Here is an 18,886-nt window from a genome sequence, read left to right on the forward strand (position 1 = left end):
AGACCATGACCTTAAAAGAATTGTTAGTAGGTTTCGGCACCCAGGTTCGTAGTATCTGGATGATCGGCCTGCACGCGTTCGCCAAACGCGAAACGCGAATGTACCCGGAAGAGCCGGTCTATCTGCCGCCCCGTTATCGTGGTCGTATCGTTCTGACCCGCGATCCGGACGGCGAAGAGCGTTGCGTAGCCTGTAACCTCTGCGCGGTAGCCTGCCCGGTCGGCTGTATCTCGCTGCAAAAAGCAGAAACCAAAGACGGTCGCTGGTATCCGGAATTTTTCCGCATCAACTTCTCACGCTGCATTTTCTGTGGTCTGTGCGAAGAAGCCTGTCCGACCACGGCGATTCAGTTAACCCCGGATTTCGAAATGGGGGAATACAAGCGCCAGGATCTGGTTTACGAGAAAGAGGATCTGCTGATCTCCGGTCCGGGCAAATACCCGGAATATAACTTCTACCGGATGGCAGGTATGGCAATCGACGGCAAAGATAAGGGCGAAGCAGAGAACGAAGCCAAGCCTATCGACGTCAAGAGCCTGTTACCGTAAGGAGAGGGGCAATGGAGTTCGCTTTTTATATCTGTGGCCTGATAGCCATACTTGCGACCTTGCGAGTGATCACTCATACCAATCCGGTACACGCACTGCTGTACCTGATTATTTCGCTGCTGGCGATCTCTGGGGTGTTCTTCTCACTGGGCGCTTACTTCGCCGGTGCGCTGGAAATTATCGTCTATGCGGGTGCCATTATGGTGCTGTTCGTGTTCGTGGTGATGATGCTCAACCTGGGCGGTTCAGAAATCGAACAGGAACGCCAGTGGCTGAAACCGCAGGTGTGGATTGGTCCGGCGATTTTGTCGGCCATCATGCTGGTGGTGATTGTTTACGCCATCCTTGGTGTTAATGATCAGGGTATCGACGGTACGCCAATCAGTGCTAAAGCAGTGGGTATTACGCTGTTCGGGCCTTACGTACTGGCGGTGGAACTGGCTTCTATGCTGCTGCTCGCGGGTCTGGTTGTGGCCTTCCACGTTGGTCGTGAAGAGCGTGCGGGTGAAGTGCTGAGCAATCGTAAAGACGACAGCGCGAAAAGAAAAACGGAGGAGCACGCATGATCCCCTTACAACATGGACTGATCCTCGCGGCAATCTTATTCGTTCTTGGCTTAACCGGTCTGGTTATCCGTCGCAATCTGCTGTTTATGCTGATTGGTCTGGAAATCATGATTAACGCCTCCGCGCTGGCCTTTGTGGTCGCCGGAAGCTACTGGGGCCAGACCGACGGTCAGGTGATGTACATTCTCGCTATCAGCCTCGCGGCGGCAGAAGCGAGTATCGGCCTTGCGCTGCTGCTGCAACTTCACCGTCGTCGCCAGAACCTGAACATCGATTCAGTAAGTGAGATGCGCGGATGAACATGCTTGCCTTAACCATTATTTTGCCATTGATTGGCTTCGTCCTGCTGGCGTTCTCCCGTGGGCGCTGGTCTGAAAACGTCTCGGCGATCGTTGGCGTTGGCTCTGTAGGCCTGGCGGCGCTGGTAACTGCCTTTATTGGCGTCGACTTCTTCGCTAACGGCGAGCAGGCATACAGCCAGCCGCTGTGGACATGGATGTCGGTAGGCGACTTTAACATCGGTTTTAACCTGGTGCTGGACGGCCTGTCGCTGACCATGCTCTCGGTGGTCACTGGTGTGGGTTTCCTTATTCACATGTACGCCTCCTGGTATATGCGCGGTGAAGAGGGCTACTCTCGCTTCTTCGCTTACACCAACCTGTTCATCGCCAGCATGGTAGTTCTGGTGCTTGCCGACAACCTGCTGCTGATGTACCTCGGCTGGGAAGGCGTGGGCCTGTGCTCCTATCTGCTGATCGGTTTCTATTACACCGATCCGAAGAATGGCGCAGCGGCAATGAAAGCGTTCGTCGTGACCCGTGTGGGTGACGTCTTCCTCGCTTTCGCGCTGTTCATTCTTTACAACGAACTGGGCACCCTGAACTTCCGCGAAATGGTGGAACTGGCACCAGCGCACTTTGCTGACGGCAATAACATGCTGATGTGGGCGACGCTGATGCTGCTGGGCGGTGCGGTCGGTAAATCTGCGCAGTTGCCGTTGCAGACATGGCTTGCCGACGCGATGGCGGGCCCGACGCCTGTCTCCGCGCTGATCCACGCCGCAACCATGGTAACCGCGGGTGTCTACCTGATCGCCCGTACCCACGGCCTGTTCCTGATGACGCCGGAAGTTCTGCATCTGGTGGGCATTGTTGGGGCGGTTACGCTGCTGCTGGCCGGTTTTGCGGCGCTGGTACAGACCGACATCAAACGTGTTCTCGCTTACTCTACCATGAGCCAGATTGGCTACATGTTCCTCGCGCTTGGCGTACAGGCATGGGATGCGGCGATTTTCCACTTGATGACTCACGCGTTCTTTAAAGCGCTGCTGTTCCTGGCATCCGGTTCCGTCATTCTGGCCTGCCATCACGAACAGAACATCTTCAAGATGGGCGGTCTGCGTAAATCTATTCCGCTGGTTTATCTCTGCTTCCTGGTGGGCGGCGCAGCCCTGTCGGCACTGCCGCTGGTCACTGCGGGCTTCTTCAGTAAGGATGAGATCCTCGCGGGTGCGATGGCGAATGGTCATATCAATCTGATGGTGGCTGGTCTGGTCGGTGCGTTTATGACCTCGCTCTACACCTTCCGTATGATTTTCATCGTCTTCCACGGAAAAGAACAAATTCACGCTCACGCCGTGAAAGGGGTAACTCACAGCCTGCCGCTGATTGTGCTGCTGATCCTTTCCACCTTCGTTGGCGCACTGATTGTACCGCCGCTGCAGGGCGTGCTCCCGCAAACGACGGAGCTGGCGCACGGCAGCATGTTGACCCTGGAAATTACCTCTGGCGTGGTCGCGGTGGTCGGCATTCTGCTGGCAGCCTGGCTGTGGCTGGGTAAACGTACTCTGGTGACCTCCATCGCCAACAGTGCGCCGGGCCGTCTGCTGGGCACCTGGTGGTACAACGCCTGGGGCTTTGACTGGCTGTACGACAAAGTGTTCGTCAAGCCGTTCCTGGGTATTGCCTGGTTGCTGAAACGCGATCCGCTGAACTCAATGATGAACATCCCGGCTGTCCTTTCCCGCTTTGCAGGTAAAGGTCTGCTGTTAAGCGAGAACGGTTATCTGCGCTGGTATGTGGCATCCATGAGCATCGGTGCGGTCGTGGTGCTGGCACTGTTGATGGTACTGCGTTGAGTTGTTGGCTGAGTGAATATACCCGGCGTTGCGCCGGGTCTGTGAACTAAGAATAAATTTTAGGTAACTGTTCCTGAAGTACAGGCGTCATCGGCGAAGTCAGACCGGATACCGCCAGCGCACAGCAACCGGAGCGTACTTAAGTACGTGAGGATTGCGAGCACTGCCGGGATTCGGGCTGGCGAGTGAGATAGCCTGAGCAGGAGTAAATATAAGGGACATACTTAGCTATGTTATTACCCTGGTTAATACTAATCCCCTTTATCGGCGGCTTCCTGTGCTGGCAGACCGAACGCTTTGGCGTCAAGGTGCCGCGCTGGATCGCGCTGATCACCATGGGATTGACGCTGGCGCTGTCGCTGCAACTGTGGTTGCAGGGCGGTTATTCACTGACGCAATCCGCCGGAATTCCGCAGTGGCAGTCTGAATTCGACATGCCGTGGATCCCGCGTTTTGGTATCTCTATCCATCTCGCCATTGACGGGCTATCGCTGCTGATGGTCGTGCTGACCGGTCTGCTCGGTGTGCTGGCGGTACTCTGTTCGTGGAAAGAGATCGAAAAATACCAGGGCTTCTTCCACCTCAACCTGATGTGGATCCTGGGCGGCGTTATCGGCGTGTTCCTTGCCATCGACATGTTCCTGTTCTTCTTCTTCTGGGAAATGATGCTGGTGCCGATGTACTTCCTGATCGCACTGTGGGGGCATAAAGCCTCTGACGGTAAAACGCGTATCACGGCGGCAACCAAGTTCTTCATTTACACCCAGGCGAGTGGTCTGGTGATGTTGATCGCCATCCTGGCGCTGGTTTTTGTTCACTATAATGCGACCGGCGTCTGGACCTTCAACTATGAAGAGCTGCTGAATACGCCAATGTCCAGTGGTGTGGAATATCTGTTGATGCTGGGCTTCTTCATCGCGTTTGCGGTGAAAATGCCGGTGGTTCCGCTGCATGGCTGGCTGCCGGATGCGCACTCACAGGCTCCGACCGCCGGTTCCGTGGACCTCGCGGGGATCTTGCTGAAAACCGCCGCTTACGGTCTGCTGCGTTTCTCCCTGCCGCTGTTCCCGAACGCGTCGGCAGAGTTCGCGCCAATCGCTATGTGGCTGGGTGTTATCGGCATCTTCTACGGTGCGTGGATGGCCTTCGCCCAGACCGATATCAAACGTCTGATCGCCTACACCTCGGTTTCCCACATGGGCTTCGTGCTGATTGCTATCTATACCGGCAGCCAGTTGGCCTACCAGGGCGCGGTAATCCAGATGATTGCGCACGGCTTGTCGGCAGCGGGTCTGTTTATTCTCTGCGGTCAGCTTTATGAACGTATCCATACCCGCGACATGCGCATGATGGGCGGTCTGTGGAGCAAGATGAAATGGCTGCCAGCACTGTCGCTGTTCTTTGCGGTGGCAACGCTTGGGATGCCAGGCACCGGTAACTTCGTCGGCGAATTTATGATTCTGTTCGGCAGCTTCCAGGTTGTCCCGGTGATTACCGTTATCTCTACCTTTGGGCTGGTCTTTGCATCTGTTTATTCGCTGGCGATGTTGCATCGCGCTTACTTCGGTAAAGCGAAAAGCCAGATTGCCAGCCAGGAACTGCCAGGGATGTCGCTGCGTGAGCTGTTTATGATCCTGTTGCTGGTGGTGCTGCTGGTACTGCTGGGCTTCTATCCGCAGCCGATTCTGGATACCTCGCACTCCGCGATTGGCAATATCCAGCAGTGGTTTGTTAATTCCGTTACTACTACAAGGCCGTAAATCGCCATGACAATAACTCCACAAAACCTGATCGCACTGCTACCGTTGCTGATCGTCGGCTTGACGGTGGTGGTTGTGATGCTCTCCATTGCGTGGCGACGCAATCATTTCCTCAACGCTACGCTCTCGGTTATTGGGCTTAACGCGGCGCTGGTTTCGCTCTGGTTTGTCGGCCAGGCGGGCGCTATGGACGTTACGCCACTGATGCGCGTTGATGGTTTCGCCATGCTTTACACCGGGCTGGTATTGTTGGCGAGCCTCGCCACCTGTACTTTCGCCTACCCGTGGCTTGAAGGCTATAACGACAACAAGGACGAGTTCTACCTGTTGGTGTTAATTGCCGCGCTGGGCGGGATCCTGCTGGCGAATGCCAACCATCTGGCGTCTCTGTTCCTCGGTATCGAACTGATCTCTTTGCCGCTGTTTGGCCTGGTCGGTTACGCTTTCCGCCAGAAACGTTCGCTGGAAGCCAGTATCAAATACACCATTCTCTCTGCCGCAGCGTCTTCTTTCCTGCTGTTCGGTATGGCGCTGGTGTATGCGCAGTCTGGCGACCTGTCGTTTGTCGCGCTGGGTAAAAACCTCGGCGACGGTATGCTCAACGAGCCGCTGTTGCTGGCAGGTTTCGGCCTGATGATTGTCGGCCTCGGCTTCAAACTCTCTCTGGTGCCGTTCCACCTGTGGACGCCAGACGTATACCAGGGCGCGCCTGCGCCGGTTTCCACTTTCCTGGCGACGGCGAGCAAAATCGCTATCTTCGGTGTGGTGATGCGTCTGTTCCTCTACGCACCGGTGGGTGACAGCGAAGCAATTCGCGTGGTGCTGGCGATTATCGCCTTTGCCTCTATCATCTTCGGTAACCTGATGGCGCTGAGCCAGACCAATATCAAACGTCTGCTCGGTTACTCATCTATCTCTCACCTCGGCTATCTGCTGGTGGCGCTGATTGCGCTGCAAACTGGCGAGATGTCGATGGAAGCGGTAGGGGTTTACCTGGCCGGTTATCTGTTCAGCAGCCTAGGCGCGTTCGGCGTGGTCAGCCTGATGTCCAGCCCGTATCGTGGCCCGGATGCTGATTCCCTGTTCTCTTACCGCGGTCTGTTCTGGCATCGTCCGATCCTCGCGGCGGTGATGACGGTGATGATGCTGTCTCTGGCCGGTATCCCGATGACGCTGGGCTTTATCGGTAAGTTCTACGTGCTGGCGGTCGGTGTCCAGGCACACCTGTGGTGGCTGGTGGGTGCCGTGGTTGTCGGTTCGGCAATCGGCCTCTACTACTACCTGCGCGTGGCGGTGAGCCTGTATCTTCACGCCCCGGAACAACCGGGTCGCGATGCACCATCAAACTGGCAGTACAGCGCGGGCGGTATCGTGGTGCTGATCTCTGCACTGTTGGTACTGGTGCTGGGTGTATGGCCACAACCGCTGATTAGCATTGTGCGGTTAGCCATGCCGCTGATGTAAGCTGTCAGTTCGTAAGTCAGAAAGCCGCCGACATGTTCGGCGGTTTTTTTTGGTGCCCTGACCCCATCACCCAACAATAACCGTCAGCGCATGATTCCCTTGTCGCAGCATACGTCGATACGCACTAATCAGCTTTTCCATATCAAGCATGATCGAAGCAAAGAGTTGCCCCTCTAACTCTTCTGAAAAAGTCACACCAGGGTAAATCTCCATTTCATTGAGTCGTTTAATGGAAAACTGTTTACGCAGCTCACTTCGATCCAGAGCTTCCAGTCGGTCGATTGTCGCGGCTAACTCCTGATTCCAGGTCAATCCCAGGAAGCCATCTATGCCATCTTCGAGGTTGTGTTCACCAAGCACGGCACGACTCAGCGGATCATTCTTCGCGGGATCAAAAGCAGAGGTGCCCGTCAGGCCAAAGTGTAAAAAATCCCAGCGTTTATCAATATCCAGTCGGCGTAATCCTGAAAGCGTGTCATGTATATTATCCATCAAAGGTTTTTGAGTAGACTCAAGCAGTTGGTTAATCTTTTCTGAGTCAATTTCTGCAAAATAGCCAATCATTCCCATTTTATTTTCCTCCGTTGAATTTCATGTTTTGCATCTTAAAACAGACGAGGGAAAATAAAATGTACATGTCGCTTTTTCTGGACTCGCCTCGAGAAATTTTTATTATTTACTGTTGTATAACAAAGTTATAACCCCATCCACTACCTGAGCCATTTTCTGATAATTCAATCTGTCTGCGGTATCACCGGGCAAGTGGTATTGTTTATTACGATAAAAAGCGGTGTCAGTAATCATTACTGCGGGAATATCGTGTTGCCAATAATTCAGGTGGTCAGAGAAATCAATACCGGGAATAAACCCTGGGGCATTCATAGAATAAACAGATAAATCCCGGGATGACAACAATGCCGCTTTTACCTGACGAACGGCGTTGATATCCTGCATTCTGCCGACCACGGCAATAAAGTCTCCCCGATCGGGATAAAGCCAGAACATTGCCGGGTAAGGGTAATCCTGACTACCAGCCGCAGAGTCGTAATAGCCAATCATCTCCAGCGCTATCATTAATCTCACTGGACGCTCAAGCGAAGCTGCATGTACCGCGCTCCCCATTTCATCGCTACGAAAGAAGGGCGGTTCTTCCGACGCATAGGCGACCAGCTGCACGCCTGTTTTCGGTACTTGCTGATGTAACAAACGTGCCAGTTCGAGTAATCCAGCCACACCGCTGGCGTTATCATCCGCGCCCGGCGTATAGGTCAATTGATCGTTTTCATAACTGCTGGCAGAGTCATAGTGCGCACCAATAATAATCAGCGGTCCATCGGCAGGACCATAATCAGCAACAATGTTTTTGTAGGGGCCACCCGCAATGGGGACGTCCTGCGAGGTAACTCTGGCACCGCTACTGACAAAGACCTCTTTTATATACTCTGCGGACCTATTCAGATTATCAATATTGTCGGCACTACGTGGATGCACAGTTTGTGTAAGATAACGAACTGTTTTTTCTAATTGCTCAGGACTTGCGTGTCGGGGCGTTGGCGGTAATGCATTGACCCAGGGTTGGTAAAAAATAATAAAAGTAAGCGATAGTAGTAATGATATAAAATAAAGAGGTGTCATTTTTTTCATATGTAAATTATCAATAAAAGGCGTTATTTTATAATTATTTATAATGAGTTATGAGTGTTTATTTTATTACGCTTGGTAGAGATATACAAAAAGTATTTTTTTTACAGTGGGTTCGCTATTTTAAAAAGGAATCCATATGAGAAAAAATATAATTATGTTATTTATTGGCAGATTGAATTGACAGGGGGCAGAAATCTGAGGGTAAGAAAAGTCAGCAACTACAATCCACTACATCAACAGACCAGCAATCGCGTGCCGCGATACGCAGGAAATACCCGTAGATTGAACTGGCGGATGGTGTGACTGACATCGGTCAGTGATGACTTTTTAGCAAACTATGTTCGATCAGTCAGCATATTTGCTGACTGGTCGAATTGACTAACAATGATGTTAACTTACTCTTTTTCCTGATGCTCTATTTTTGGGTTGTGAGTGTTTTATTCTAAGTCTTTATAATAATGATTGATATTTGCATCGCCATATTTATCTAAATAACAATTTCTGTTTACCAGTCTATGTTGAAAATCAATTTCGTACTGCTCTTCTGCTGAATATTTTTTAAATCTGTCAGCATAGTTTTTTAATAACGTATAGGGGGCGCTGTCAGAATTACTTTCCCTTTGTTCAATCACTTCCTGGGCTGCCATGCACACAAATGCACCGCAACTTTGGCTTAAATATTGCTGAAGATCGGCATGTAAAAATATTATCTCGGGTTCAGTTAAATGAACTTTTATATTATTATTCGACATTTCTCCCATGAGTTCAGAATTAAAACTATTAATGATACGCTTAAGTGAATTTTCTTTTTCATGGCCTAGTGCACGTAATGAATTGAATATGATGCATTTTATTTGTTGTGTGTTATTTTTTTCATTAACTATTTTTTGTAGCGAAACTAATATCCAGTGTCCGCCAGTATTTATGGGGAATAACTGGACTGCTTTCGGCCATAATGGATCGCTCTTAATATTATCATTGAGAGCGACTTCCAGGTAAGTGCTGTTGGAATTGGGGAGGTAGAAATCAGTAGGATAATTGACTTGAGTATTTTTTGCATTAGCGGCTATCTTTTTAAGATAGCAAGCTATTTCATCTGTGGTTAATTGACGATTTTTATCCCAGAAGTTTGTCCCATCGCTCAGTTCATTATTCTTATCATTTAAAAGTACCTTTGAAAGCGACTGTTTTTCTGATATAAGAGGAATGTCCTCACCGATAATTGTCATTAATTTCGAAGGGGAGAATAGTTTTTTGAACAGGAGATCATCTGAATCATGTGATTTGAGGGGGGGGGTGGTTGAGGTATGTGCCAAATTATATAATTTTAAACAGGCATTTTTAATAAGTCGGATAATCGATAGGGTCTCATTTGTTGGGTTTCTAACAATATGGTAAAGAATATCTTCAGCTTTTTTCCCAAATTCATCATAACCTAACGCAATGTTATGCAGTAACTCAATACTTTCTTCATCTCCGGATAACGCTGTTTTTTTTAAAGACTGCAGTAATTCATCGGTCACAGTAAATTTTTCTGCAAATGTCTGACTGAGTTGGGTTTGAGATAATTGACAATAATTGCTGACAACTGTAACCATCATAGGCTCCTTTTAGTTGCAAAGGTTGTGCTGAATGAAGATAAAAAGAGGCAACTTACTGCTCTGAATATAGTGCGTAAGGAGATGAATAAATATCAAAAATCGCTCAATATGCCCGTGTGGGTGGATATATGTAGCGCGGGTTGCGATAACAGGGCAAGTTTCGCCCTGTTTTTAATAATAAGCAGAGTTAAACGTTAAACACGGTGAAATCATTCGCTAGTTCAGTCGCCGGGAAAATTGACCGACATTCACGTAACAGGTGCTGACAACCTTTGTCATCATAGCGCGAGCTGACGTGGGTAATGATTAGCTTACCGACTCCAGCCTCACGGGCCAGTGTCGCAGCCTGGCGTGTAGAGCTATGACCGCGACTATTGGCTTTGGCTTCCATGGTTATATCCAGCGTCGCTTCGTGCACCATGACATCGACACCTTTAGCCAGGTCAAGTGCGGCATCGCAGGGGCCGGTATCGCCGAAAATAGCGAGCGCTTTACCTGGCACTGGAGCGGCTAAGTAATCTGCGCCGTTAATCTGCCTTCCATCTTCCAGCATGATTGTTTTGCCCGCTTTTAATTCCTGAAACAGTGGGCCAGGCGGTACGCCAGCAGCTTTTAATGCCTGGGCATTTAATGCACCCGGTTTATCATGTTCTTCAATACGATAGCCATAACATTCCAGTGGGTGTTCCATCGGATAAGCGGTCACTTTGCGCAGGCCATCATCGAGAATTTCGCCAGCGCCAATTTCGACAATTTCCAGCGGATAATCGGTCCATGAGCCGCTAATCCGCAGCGCAGTCTCCACAAATTCACGGATACCTTGCGGACCATAAATCGTTAAGGGTTGGATAATGCCTGACATAGAACGACTGCACAGCAAGCCGGGTAAACCAAAGAGATGATCGCCATGAAGGTGACTGATAAAAATCTTATCCAGTTTTCCAGGGTTAAAGGCGGTATGCAGTAGCTGATGCTGGGTGCCTTCACCGCAGTCAAACAACCAAAGTCCGCTCTGGGTCGGATGTTGCAGGTTAAGCAATATTGCCGTGACATTGCGCGTACGGGTTGGCACACCGGCTGAAGTACCTAAAAAAATTAATTCCATGAGTTCATCACGTTTCAAAAAATAATCCGGCTAGTATAAGGCATACATCTAAAAGGAGAGCATTATGATTGAATGGCAAGATCTGCATCACTCTGAATTATCGGTTTCCCAGCTTTATGCCTTATTACAACTGCGTTGCGCGGTGTTTGTTGTTGAGCAGAATTGCCCTTATCAGGATATCGATGGTGATGATTTGACGAGGGATAATCGCCATATTCTCGGTTGGAAAAATGATGAACTGGTGGCGTATGCGAGGATTCTGAAAAGTGATGATGATCTTGAGCCGGTCGTTATTGGTCGGGTGATTGTTAGTGAAGCGTTGCGTGGCGAAAAAGTGGGGCAGCAGCTGATGAATAAAACACTCGACACATGTACGCGTCACTGGCCTGATAAACCTGTTTATCTCGGGGCGCAGGCGCATCTGCAAAACTTCTACCAGAGTTTTGGCTTTATCCCTGTGACGGAGGTCTATGAAGAAGATGGTATCCCACACATTGGGATGGCACGCGAGGTAATTCAGGCGTAATCAATAACCCTTGTCTATAGTTAGTGACAGGTTTTACGCAAATGGAGAACGAGAATGTCTAATCAGTTTGGTGATACACGTATCGATGATGACCTGACGCTGCTTAGTGAAACACTGGAAGAGGTGCTCCGCTCCTCTGGCGATCCCGCCGATCAGAAATATGTTGAGCTGAAAGCGCGTGCAGAAAAAGCGCTGGATGATGTGAAAAAACGGGTTAGCCAGGCTTCAGACAGTTATTACTATCGGGCGAAGCAGGCTGTTTATCGTGCTGATGACTACGTCCACGAAAAACCCTGGCAAGGAATTGGTGTGGGCGCGGCCGTTGGGCTGGTACTAGGACTGTTGCTGGCACGCCGTTAAAACCTCCCTACACCGGGGTACTGCATTTTTTTTGTAGTACCCCGTATAATGTGAGGCTTTTAACAGGGAGAGGTCCGCGTGCAATCACTTACTACGGCGCTGGAAAATCTACTGCGCCATTTGTCGCAAGAGATTCCGGCGACACCCGGCATTCGGGTTATTGATATTCCTTTCCCTCTCAAAGACGCTTTTGATGCCTTGAGCTGGCTGGCCAGTCAGCAAACGTACCCGCAATTCTACTGGCAACAACGTAATGGTGATGAAGAAGCTGCCGTCCTGGGTGCGATTACCCGTTTTACGTCGTTGGACCAGGCACAAACGTTTCTTCGTCAGCACCCGGAACACGCCGACTTACGCATCTGGGGGCTGAATGCGTTTGACCCGTCGCAGGGTAATTTACTTTTACCACGCCTCGAATGGCGACGTTGTGGCGGTAAAGCCACGCTGCGGCTGACGCTATTCAGCGAAAGCTCCCTTCAGCATGATGCGATTAAGGCAAAAGAATTTATCGCCACACTGGTGAGTATTAAACCCTTGCCTGGGTTACATTTAACCACCACCCGAGAACAACACTGGCCGGACAAAACGGGCTGGACGCAATTAATCGAACTGGCAACGAAAACCATCGCCGAAGGTGAGCTCGACAAAGTGGTGCTTGCTCGGGCAACTGACCTGCATTTCGCAAGTCCGGTCAATGCGGCAGCGATGATGGCTGCCAGTCGTCGGCTCAATCTGAATTGCTACCATTTTTACATGGCCTTTGATGGCGAAAATGCTTTTCTTGGTTCTTCACCGGAACGGTTATGGCGGCGGCGTGACAAAGCGCTGCGTACCGAAGCGCTGGCGGGAACGGTAGCAAATCATCCTGATGATAAGCAGGCGCAGCAGTTAGGTGAGTGGCTGATGGCGGATGATAAAAACCAGCGCGAGAACATGTTGGTGGTGGAGGATATCTGCCAACGATTACAGGCCGATACCCAAACGCTGGATGTTTTACCGCCGCAGGTACTGCGTCTGCGTAAAGTGCAGCATCTTCGCCGCTGTATCTGGACTTCACTCAACAAAGCGGATGATGTGATCTGTTTACATCAGTTGCAGCCAACGGCAGCAGTTGCTGGCTTACCGCGCGATCTGGCGCGACAGTTTATCGCCCGTCACGAACCGTTCACCCGAGAATGGTACGCCGGTTCTGCGGGCTATCTCTCTTTACAACAAAGCGAATTCTGCGTTTCCCTGCGCTCAGCAAAAATTAGCGGCAATGTCGTGCGACTATATGCTGGCGCGGGCATTGTCCGTGGTTCCGACCCCGAGCAAGAGTGGCAGGAAATCGACAACAAAGCGGCAGGGCTGCGTACTTTATTACAAATGGAATAGTAATGAGTCGCATCATTACCGATTCATATCAATAATCTATTTTTGTAGCTCCTTATACTTAGCCGCAATATTGATACCGGACAAACTCATGTCAGTAAGCGCATTTAACCGACGCTGGGCGGCGGTCATTCTGGAAGCATTAACGCGTCACGGCGTCAGACACATCTGTATCGCCCCTGGCTCGCGTTCTACACCGTTAACGTTAGCGGCGGCGGAGAATTCCGCATTCATTCACCACACCCATTTCGATGAGCGTGGACTGGGGCATCTGGCGCTGGGGCTGGCGAAAGTCAGCAAGCAGCCGGTGGCGGTGATTGTGACCTCCGGCACGGCGGTAGCAAATCTCTATCCTGCACTGATTGAAGCCGGGTTAACCGGAGAAAAACTGATCCTGTTAACCGCCGATCGCCCGCCGGAGCTAATTGACTGCGGCGCGAATCAGGCAATTCGTCAGCCGGGAATGTTCGCCTCTCACCCCACGCACAGTATTTCACTGCCGCGCCCGACCCAGGATATCCCCGCACGTTGGCTGGTTTCTACCATCGACCATGCTCTCGGTACGCTTCATGCGGGTGGAGTCCATATCAACTGCCCGTTTGCTGAACCGCTGTATGGCGAAATGGACGACACCGGGCTTAGCTGGCAACAGCGTCTGGGCGACTGGTGGCAGGACGACAAACCGTGGCTGCGTGAAGCGCCTCGTCTGGAAAGTGAAAAACAGCGCGACTGGTTCTTCTGGCGACAAAAGCGCGGAGTGGTGGTTGCCGGGCGCATGAGTGCGGAAGAGGGCAAAAAAGTTGCACTGTGGGCGCAAACTCTTGGCTGGCCGCTGATTGGCGACGTGCTGTCGCAAACCGGACAGCCGCTGCCGTGTGCCGATCTTTGGTTAAGCAACGCCAAAGCGGTGAGTGAGTTGCAGCAGGCGCAGATTGTCGTGCAACTTGGGAGCAGCCTGACCGGCAAACGGCTCCTGCAATGGCAGGCAAGCTGTGAACCCGAAGAGTACTGGATTGTTGATGACATTGAAGGGCGACTTGATCCGGCACACCATCGCGGACGTCGCTTAATTGCCAATATTGCCGACTGGCTGGAGCAACATCCGGCAGAAAAACGCCAGCCCTGGTGCGTTGAAATCCCGCGCCTGGCGGAACAGGCAATGCAGGCGGTTATTGCCCGTCGCGATGCGTTTGGCGAAGCGCAACTGGCGCATCGCATCAGCGACTATCTGCCTGAACAGGGGCAATTGTTTGTCGGTAACAGCCTGGTGGTACGTCTGATTGATGCGCTTTCGCAACTTCCGGCAGGTTACCCGGTATACAGCAACCGTGGTGCCAGCGGTATCGACGGGCTGCTCTCGACCGCCGCAGGCGTTCAGCGGGCCAGTGGCAAACCGACGCTGGCGATTGTGGGCGATCTCTCAGCTCTTTACGATCTCAACGCGCTGGCGTTATTACGTCAGGTTTCCGCGCCGCTGGTATTAATTGTGGTGAACAACAACGGCGGGCAAATTTTCTCGCTGTTGCCAACGCCGAAAAACGAACGCGAGCGTTTCTATCTGATGCCGCAAAACGTCCATTTTGAGCACGCCGCCGCGATGTTCGAGCTGAAATATCATCGTCCGCAAAACTGGCAGGAACTTGAAACGGCGCTTGCTGACGCCTGGCGCACGCCAACCACCACCGTGATTGAAATGGTGGTTAACGACACCGACGGTGCGCAAACTCTCCAGCAGTTGCTGGCGCAGGTAAGCCATTTATGATCCTGCACGCGCAGGCAAAACACGGCAAGCCAGGTTTACCCTGGCTGGTTTTTTTGCACGGTTTTTCCGGCGATTGCCACGAATGGCAAGAAGTGGGCGAGGTGTTTGCCGACTACTCACGGTTGTATGTTGATCTCCCAGGTCACGGTGGTTCGGCGGCGATTAGCGTCGATGGATTTGATGATGTCACCGACTTACTGCGTAAAACCTTAGTTAGTTACAACATCCTTAACTTCTGGCTGGTGGGGTACTCGCTTGGCGGACGGGTGGCGATGATGGCGGCTTGCCGGGGGCTGGCGGGGCTTTGTGGGGTTGTTGTCGAAGGCGGGCATCCTGGGTTGCAAAATGCTGAACAACGCACGGAACGTCAGCATTCCGATCGCCAATGGGCGCAGCGTTTTCGCACAGAACCGTTAACGGCGGTATTTGCTGACTGGTATCAACAGCCTGTTTTTGCCTCACTCAATGACGAACAACGCCGGGAGCTGGTTGCGCTGCGCAGCAACAATAATGGCGCAACGCTTGCCGCCATGCTGGAGGCGACTTCTCTCGCCGTCCAGCCCGATTTACGTGCTAACCTTAGCGCCCGCACATTTGCGTTTTATTATTTATGTGGTGAACGTGACAGCAAATTCCGCGCTCTGGCGGCGGAACTGGCTGCCGACTGCCATGTCATTCCTCGCGCCGGACATAACGCGCATCGGGAAAATCCCGCTGGCGTAATCGCAAGTCTGGCGCAGATCTTGCGTTTCTGACTAAAGGACACAATATGATTTATCCTGATGAAGCAATGCTTTACGCACCGGTTGAATGGCACGACTGCTCCGAAGGCTTTGAGGACATTCGTTATGAAAAATCCACCGACGGTATCGCAAAAATCACCATTAATCGTCCGCAGGTGCGCAATGCCTTCCGTCCTCTGACGGTAAAAGAGATGATCCAGGCACTGGCAGATGCGCGTTATGACGATAATGTCGGCGTGATCATTCTGACTGGCGCAGGCGATAAAGCGTTCTGCTCCGGTGGTGACCAGAAAGTGCGTGGTGATTACGGCGGCTATAAAGATGATTCCGGCGTACATCACCTGAACGTGCTGGACTTCCAGCGTCAGATCCGTACCTGTCCGAAACCGGTTGTCGCGATGGTGGCTGGCTACTCCATCGGCGGCGGTCACGTTCTGCACATGATGTGCGACCTGACTATCGCGGCAGATAATGCCATCTTCGGTCAGACTGGCCCGAAAGTCGGTTCCTTCGACGGCGGCTGGGGCGCTTCCTACATGGCTCGCATCGTCGGGCAGAAAAAAGCGCGTGAAATCTGGTTCCTGTGCCGTCAGTACGACGCAAAACAGGCGCTGGATATGGGCCTTGTGAACACCGTGGTACCGCTGGCGGATCTGGAAAAAGAAACCGTCCGCTGGTGCCGCGAAATGCTGCAAAACAGCCCGATGGCGCTGCGCTGCCTGAAAGCTGCACTGAACGCCGACTGTGACGGTCAGGCAGGTCTGCAGGAGCTGGCAGGTAACGCCACCATGCTGTTCTATATGACGGAAGAAGGTCAGGAAGGTCGCAACGCCTTCAACCAGAAACGTCAGCCTGATTTCAGCAAATTTAAACGGAATCCGTAATGCGTAGCGCGCAGGTATACCGCTGGCAGATCCCCATGGACGCGGGGGTGGTTCTGCGCGACAGGCGGTTAAAAACCCGCGACGGGCTGTATGTTTGCCTGCGTGAGGGCGAGCGTGAAGGGTGGGGGGAGATCTCCCCACTGCCGGGCTTCAGTCAGGAAACCTGGGAAGAGGCGCAAAGTGCGCTGCTTGCCTGGGTAAATAACTGGCTGGCAGGCGATTGCGAATTACCGCAAATGCCTTCCGTCGCCTTTGGCGTAAGCTGTGCATTGGCGGAGTTGGCAGACATGCTCCCGCAGGCAGCCAATTATCGTGCTGCGCCGCTGTGTAATGGCGATCCTGACGATCTGATCCTCAAACTTGCCGATATGCCGGGCGAGAAAGTGGCGAAGGTCAAAGTGGGATTGTACGAAGCCGTGCGCGACGGCATGGTGGTCAATCTGTTGCTGGAGGCGGTTCCTGATCTGCATTTGCGTCTTGACGCGAATCGCGCCTGGACGCCGCTGAAAGGCCAGCAGTTTGCCAAATACGTTAACCCGGATTATCGCCACCGCATTGCTTTTCTCGAAGAGCCGTGCAAAACCCGCGATGATTCGCGTGCGTTTGCCCGTGAAACCGGCATTGCCATTGCCTGGGATGAAAGCCTGCGCGAGCCAGATTTTGCCTTTGTAGCTGAAGAGGGCGTGCGCGCGGTGGTTATCAAGCCCACGCTCACGGGCAGCCTGGATAAAGTACGCGAGCAGGTGCAGGCGGCGCACGCGTTGGGGCTGACGGCGGTGATCAGTTCTTCTATTGAGTCGAGCTTAGGCTTAACGCAACTGGCGCGGATTGCCGCCTGGTTAACGCCAGACACCATTCCGGGGCTGGACACGCTGGATCTGATGCAGGCGCAGCAGGTTCGTCGCTGGCCGGGTAGCCCGCTACCGTTAGTGGAAGTTGATGCACTGGAGCGGCTGTTATGATCTTCTCTGACTGGCCGTGGCGTCACTGGCGGCAAGTGCGGGGAGAAGCCATCGCCTTACGTCTTAATGACGAGCAACTTAACTGGCGCGAGCTTTGTGCTCGCGTCGATGAATTAGCCTCCGGCTTTGCGGCGCAGGGCGTTGTTGAGGGCAGCGGCGTGATGTTGCGGGCGTGGAATACGCCGCAAACGCTGCTCGCCTGGCTGGCGTTACTGCAATGCGGGGCGCGGGTGTTGCCCGTGAACCCTCAGCTGCCGCAACCGTTGCTTGAAGAATTGCTGCCCAATCTGACGCTGCAATTTGCGCTGGTGCCGGATGGGGAAAACACGTTTCCGGCGTTAACGTCGCTGCACATTCAGCTGGTTGAAGGCGCACATGCCGCTGCGTGGCAGCCGACGCGTCTGTGCTCAATGACGTTGACCTCCGGCTCTACCGGTTTGCCGAAAGCCGCTGTTCATACTTATCAGGCCCATCTTGCCAGTGCGCAAGGTGTGTTATCGCTGATACCGTTTGGCGAGCACGATGACTGGTTGCTCTCTTTACCGCTGTTTCACGTCTCCGGTCAGGGAATTATGTGGCGCTGGTTATACGCTGGTGCGCGGATGACGGTGCGTGATAAACAGCCATTGGAGCAAATGCTGGCAGGCTGTACGCACGCTTCACTGGTGCCAACACAACTCTGGCGTTTGCTGGTTAACCGCAGTTCCGTTTCCCTGAAAGCGGTGCTACTTGGCGGCGCGGCTATCCCGGTCGAGTTGACGGAACAGGCGCGTGAGCAGGGGATTCGTTGCTTTTGCGGCTATGGTCTGACCGAGTTTGCCTCCACGGTGTGTGCGAAAGAAGCCGACGGTCTGGCAGACGTTGGTTCGCCGCTGCCGGGTCGGGAAGTGAAAATCGTTAATGATGAAGTGTGGCTGCGGGCTGCCAGTATGGCTGAAGGTTACTGGCGTAACGGGCAACTGGTTCCACTGGTTAATGACGAAGGCTGGTACGCTACGCGCGATCGCGGTGAGCTGCATAATGGCAAGCTGACCATTGTCGGGCGTTTAGACAATCTGTTCTTCAGTGGCGGTGAGGGTATTCAGCCGGAAGAAGTCGAGCGCGTTATTGCTGCACATCCTGCGGTTTTGCAGGTGTTTATCGTCCCCGTTTCCGACAAGGAGTTTGGCCATCGGCCGGTAGCGGTTGTGGAGTATGACCAGCAAAGCGTTGATCTCAGCGAATGGGTGAAAGATAAACTGGCCCGTTTTCAGCAACCTATACATTGGCTGACGTTGCCGCCAGAGTTAAAAAACGGCGGCATTAAGATTTCACGTCAGGCGCTAAAAGAGTGGGTGCAACGCCAGGATTAAGAAATCATTAGTTTCACTTCGCAATTTTGCCATTCCATTGCCGTTGATAATAGGTTTATCTGTTAATCTGTAAATTAATGTGAAAATTCTTATCAAACAGG

Annotated in this window: 17 protein-coding genes and 1 pseudogene; 14 read left to right on the forward strand and 4 right to left on the reverse strand. The window is 52.3% G+C overall.

The genetic code is table 11. The features are described from left to right. The first annotated feature begins 5 nt into the window (after positions 1–5). From nuoI to nuoN, 6 genes are all read left to right on the forward strand, one after another. Positions 6–548 (forward strand): NADH-quinone oxidoreductase subunit NuoI, encoded by a 543-nt coding sequence (gene nuoI / locus ACK8NJ_RS07620; protein WP_000172749.1) that lies wholly within the window; start codon positions 6–8, stop codon positions 546–548. Positions 549–559: 11 nt separating this feature from the next. Next, positions 560–1,114, forward strand: a complete 555-nt coding sequence (nuoJ, locus tag ACK8NJ_RS07625; RefSeq protein WP_000393511.1) for an NADH-quinone oxidoreductase subunit J — start codon at positions 560–562, stop codon at positions 1,112–1,114. Beyond that, on the forward strand, positions 1,111–1,413 hold the full coding sequence (nuoK, locus tag ACK8NJ_RS07630) for an NADH-quinone oxidoreductase subunit NuoK (RefSeq protein WP_000612644.1): 303 nt from the start codon (positions 1,111–1,113) through the stop codon (positions 1,411–1,413). The genes nuoJ and nuoK overlap by 4 nt, the downstream gene beginning before the upstream one ends. Beyond that, the gene (nuoL, locus tag ACK8NJ_RS07635) at positions 1,410–3,251 is read left to right on the forward strand and encodes an NADH-quinone oxidoreductase subunit L (RefSeq protein WP_001056618.1); all 1,842 of its coding nucleotides are present in this window, start codon (positions 1,410–1,412) and stop codon (positions 3,249–3,251) included. Before nuoK ends, nuoL begins: the two co-directional genes overlap by 4 nt. Before the next feature lie 230 nt (positions 3,252–3,481). Further along, a complete protein-coding gene (nuoM, locus tag ACK8NJ_RS07640) occupies positions 3,482–5,011 on the forward strand; it encodes an NADH-quinone oxidoreductase subunit M (RefSeq protein WP_000926441.1) in 1,530 nt (509 codons plus the stop codon). Between the two features lie 6 nt (positions 5,012–5,017). Continuing rightward, complete coding sequence (gene nuoN, locus ACK8NJ_RS07645; protein WP_000156701.1) at positions 5,018–6,475, forward strand: NADH-quinone oxidoreductase subunit NuoN; 1,458 nt, start codon at positions 5,018–5,020, stop codon at positions 6,473–6,475. Positions 6,476–6,541: 66 nt separating this feature from the next. Here nuoN and ACK8NJ_RS07650 read toward each other — a convergent pair whose 3' ends face one another. The 4 genes and pseudogenes from ACK8NJ_RS07650 to rbn all read right to left on the reverse strand — a co-directional run bounded on the left by ACK8NJ_RS07650 (position 6,542) and on the right by rbn (position 10,825). After that, complete coding sequence (locus ACK8NJ_RS07650) at positions 6,542–7,045, reverse strand: YfbM family protein (protein WP_000525375.1); 504 nt, start codon at positions 7,043–7,045, stop codon at positions 6,542–6,544. 102 nt (positions 7,046–7,147) lie between these two features. Continuing rightward, positions 7,148–8,119 (reverse strand): M28 family metallopeptidase, encoded by a 972-nt coding sequence (locus ACK8NJ_RS07655; protein WP_256270303.1) that lies wholly within the window; start codon positions 8,117–8,119, stop codon positions 7,148–7,150. Between the two features lie 390 nt (positions 8,120–8,509). Beyond that, a pseudogene (gene elaD / locus ACK8NJ_RS07660) lies at positions 8,510–9,720 on the reverse strand (deubiquitinase ElaD). Between the two features lie 187 nt (positions 9,721–9,907). Next, positions 9,908–10,825, reverse strand: coding sequence for a ribonuclease BN (gene rbn, locus ACK8NJ_RS07665; RefSeq protein ID WP_001329358.1), 918 nt, complete (start codon positions 10,823–10,825; stop codon positions 9,908–9,910). A gap of 64 nt (positions 10,826–10,889) precedes the next feature. Here rbn and ACK8NJ_RS07670 point away from each other — a divergent pair, with 64 nt between their 5' ends. The 8 genes from ACK8NJ_RS07670 (at position 10,890) to menE (ending at position 18,785) form a co-directional block, all read left to right on the forward strand. Further along, positions 10,890–11,351 (forward strand): GNAT family N-acetyltransferase, encoded by a 462-nt coding sequence (locus ACK8NJ_RS07670; RefSeq protein WP_256270302.1) that lies wholly within the window; start codon positions 10,890–10,892, stop codon positions 11,349–11,351. A gap of 54 nt (positions 11,352–11,405) precedes the next feature. Further along, the gene (elaB, locus tag ACK8NJ_RS07675) at positions 11,406–11,711 is read left to right on the forward strand and encodes a stress response protein ElaB (protein ID WP_000070621.1); all 306 of its coding nucleotides are present in this window, start codon (positions 11,406–11,408) and stop codon (positions 11,709–11,711) included. A 78-nt stretch (positions 11,712–11,789) separates the two neighbouring features. After that, positions 11,790–13,085 carry an isochorismate synthase MenF gene (gene menF / locus ACK8NJ_RS07680; protein ID WP_001191410.1) on the forward strand — a complete coding sequence of 432 codons (1,296 nt, stop codon included), beginning with the start codon at positions 11,790–11,792 and terminating at the stop codon, positions 13,083–13,085. 88 nt (positions 13,086–13,173) lie between these two features. Continuing rightward, positions 13,174–14,844, forward strand: coding sequence for a 2-succinyl-5-enolpyruvyl-6-hydroxy-3-cyclohexene-1-carboxylic-acid synthase (gene menD / locus ACK8NJ_RS07685; RefSeq protein ID WP_001389848.1), 1,671 nt, complete (start codon positions 13,174–13,176; stop codon positions 14,842–14,844). Further along, positions 14,841–15,599 carry a 2-succinyl-6-hydroxy-2,4-cyclohexadiene-1-carboxylate synthase gene (gene menH, locus ACK8NJ_RS07690; protein WP_000600535.1) on the forward strand — a complete coding sequence of 253 codons (759 nt, stop codon included), beginning with the start codon at positions 14,841–14,843 and terminating at the stop codon, positions 15,597–15,599. The genes menD and menH overlap by 4 nt, the downstream gene beginning before the upstream one ends. A 14-nt stretch (positions 15,600–15,613) precedes the next feature. Continuing rightward, a complete protein-coding gene (gene menB, locus ACK8NJ_RS07695) occupies positions 15,614–16,471 on the forward strand; it encodes a 1,4-dihydroxy-2-naphthoyl-CoA synthase (protein ID WP_000640002.1) in 858 nt (285 codons plus the stop codon). Beyond that, positions 16,471–17,433: an o-succinylbenzoate synthase gene (gene menC / locus ACK8NJ_RS07700; protein ID WP_411962309.1), complete on the forward strand. Its 963-nt coding sequence runs from the start codon at positions 16,471–16,473 to the stop codon at positions 17,431–17,433. The genes menB and menC overlap by 1 nt, the downstream gene beginning before the upstream one ends. Further along, positions 17,430–18,785 (forward strand): o-succinylbenzoate--CoA ligase, encoded by a 1,356-nt coding sequence (gene menE / locus ACK8NJ_RS07705; RefSeq protein ID WP_411962310.1) that lies wholly within the window; start codon positions 17,430–17,432, stop codon positions 18,783–18,785. Before menC ends, menE begins: the two co-directional genes overlap by 4 nt. The last annotated feature ends 101 nt before the right edge of the window (positions 18,786–18,886 follow it).

Source organism: Escherichia sp. F1 (genome assembly GCF_046764225.1).
GTDB lineage: Bacteria > Pseudomonadota > Gammaproteobacteria > Enterobacterales > Enterobacteriaceae > Escherichia > Escherichia coli.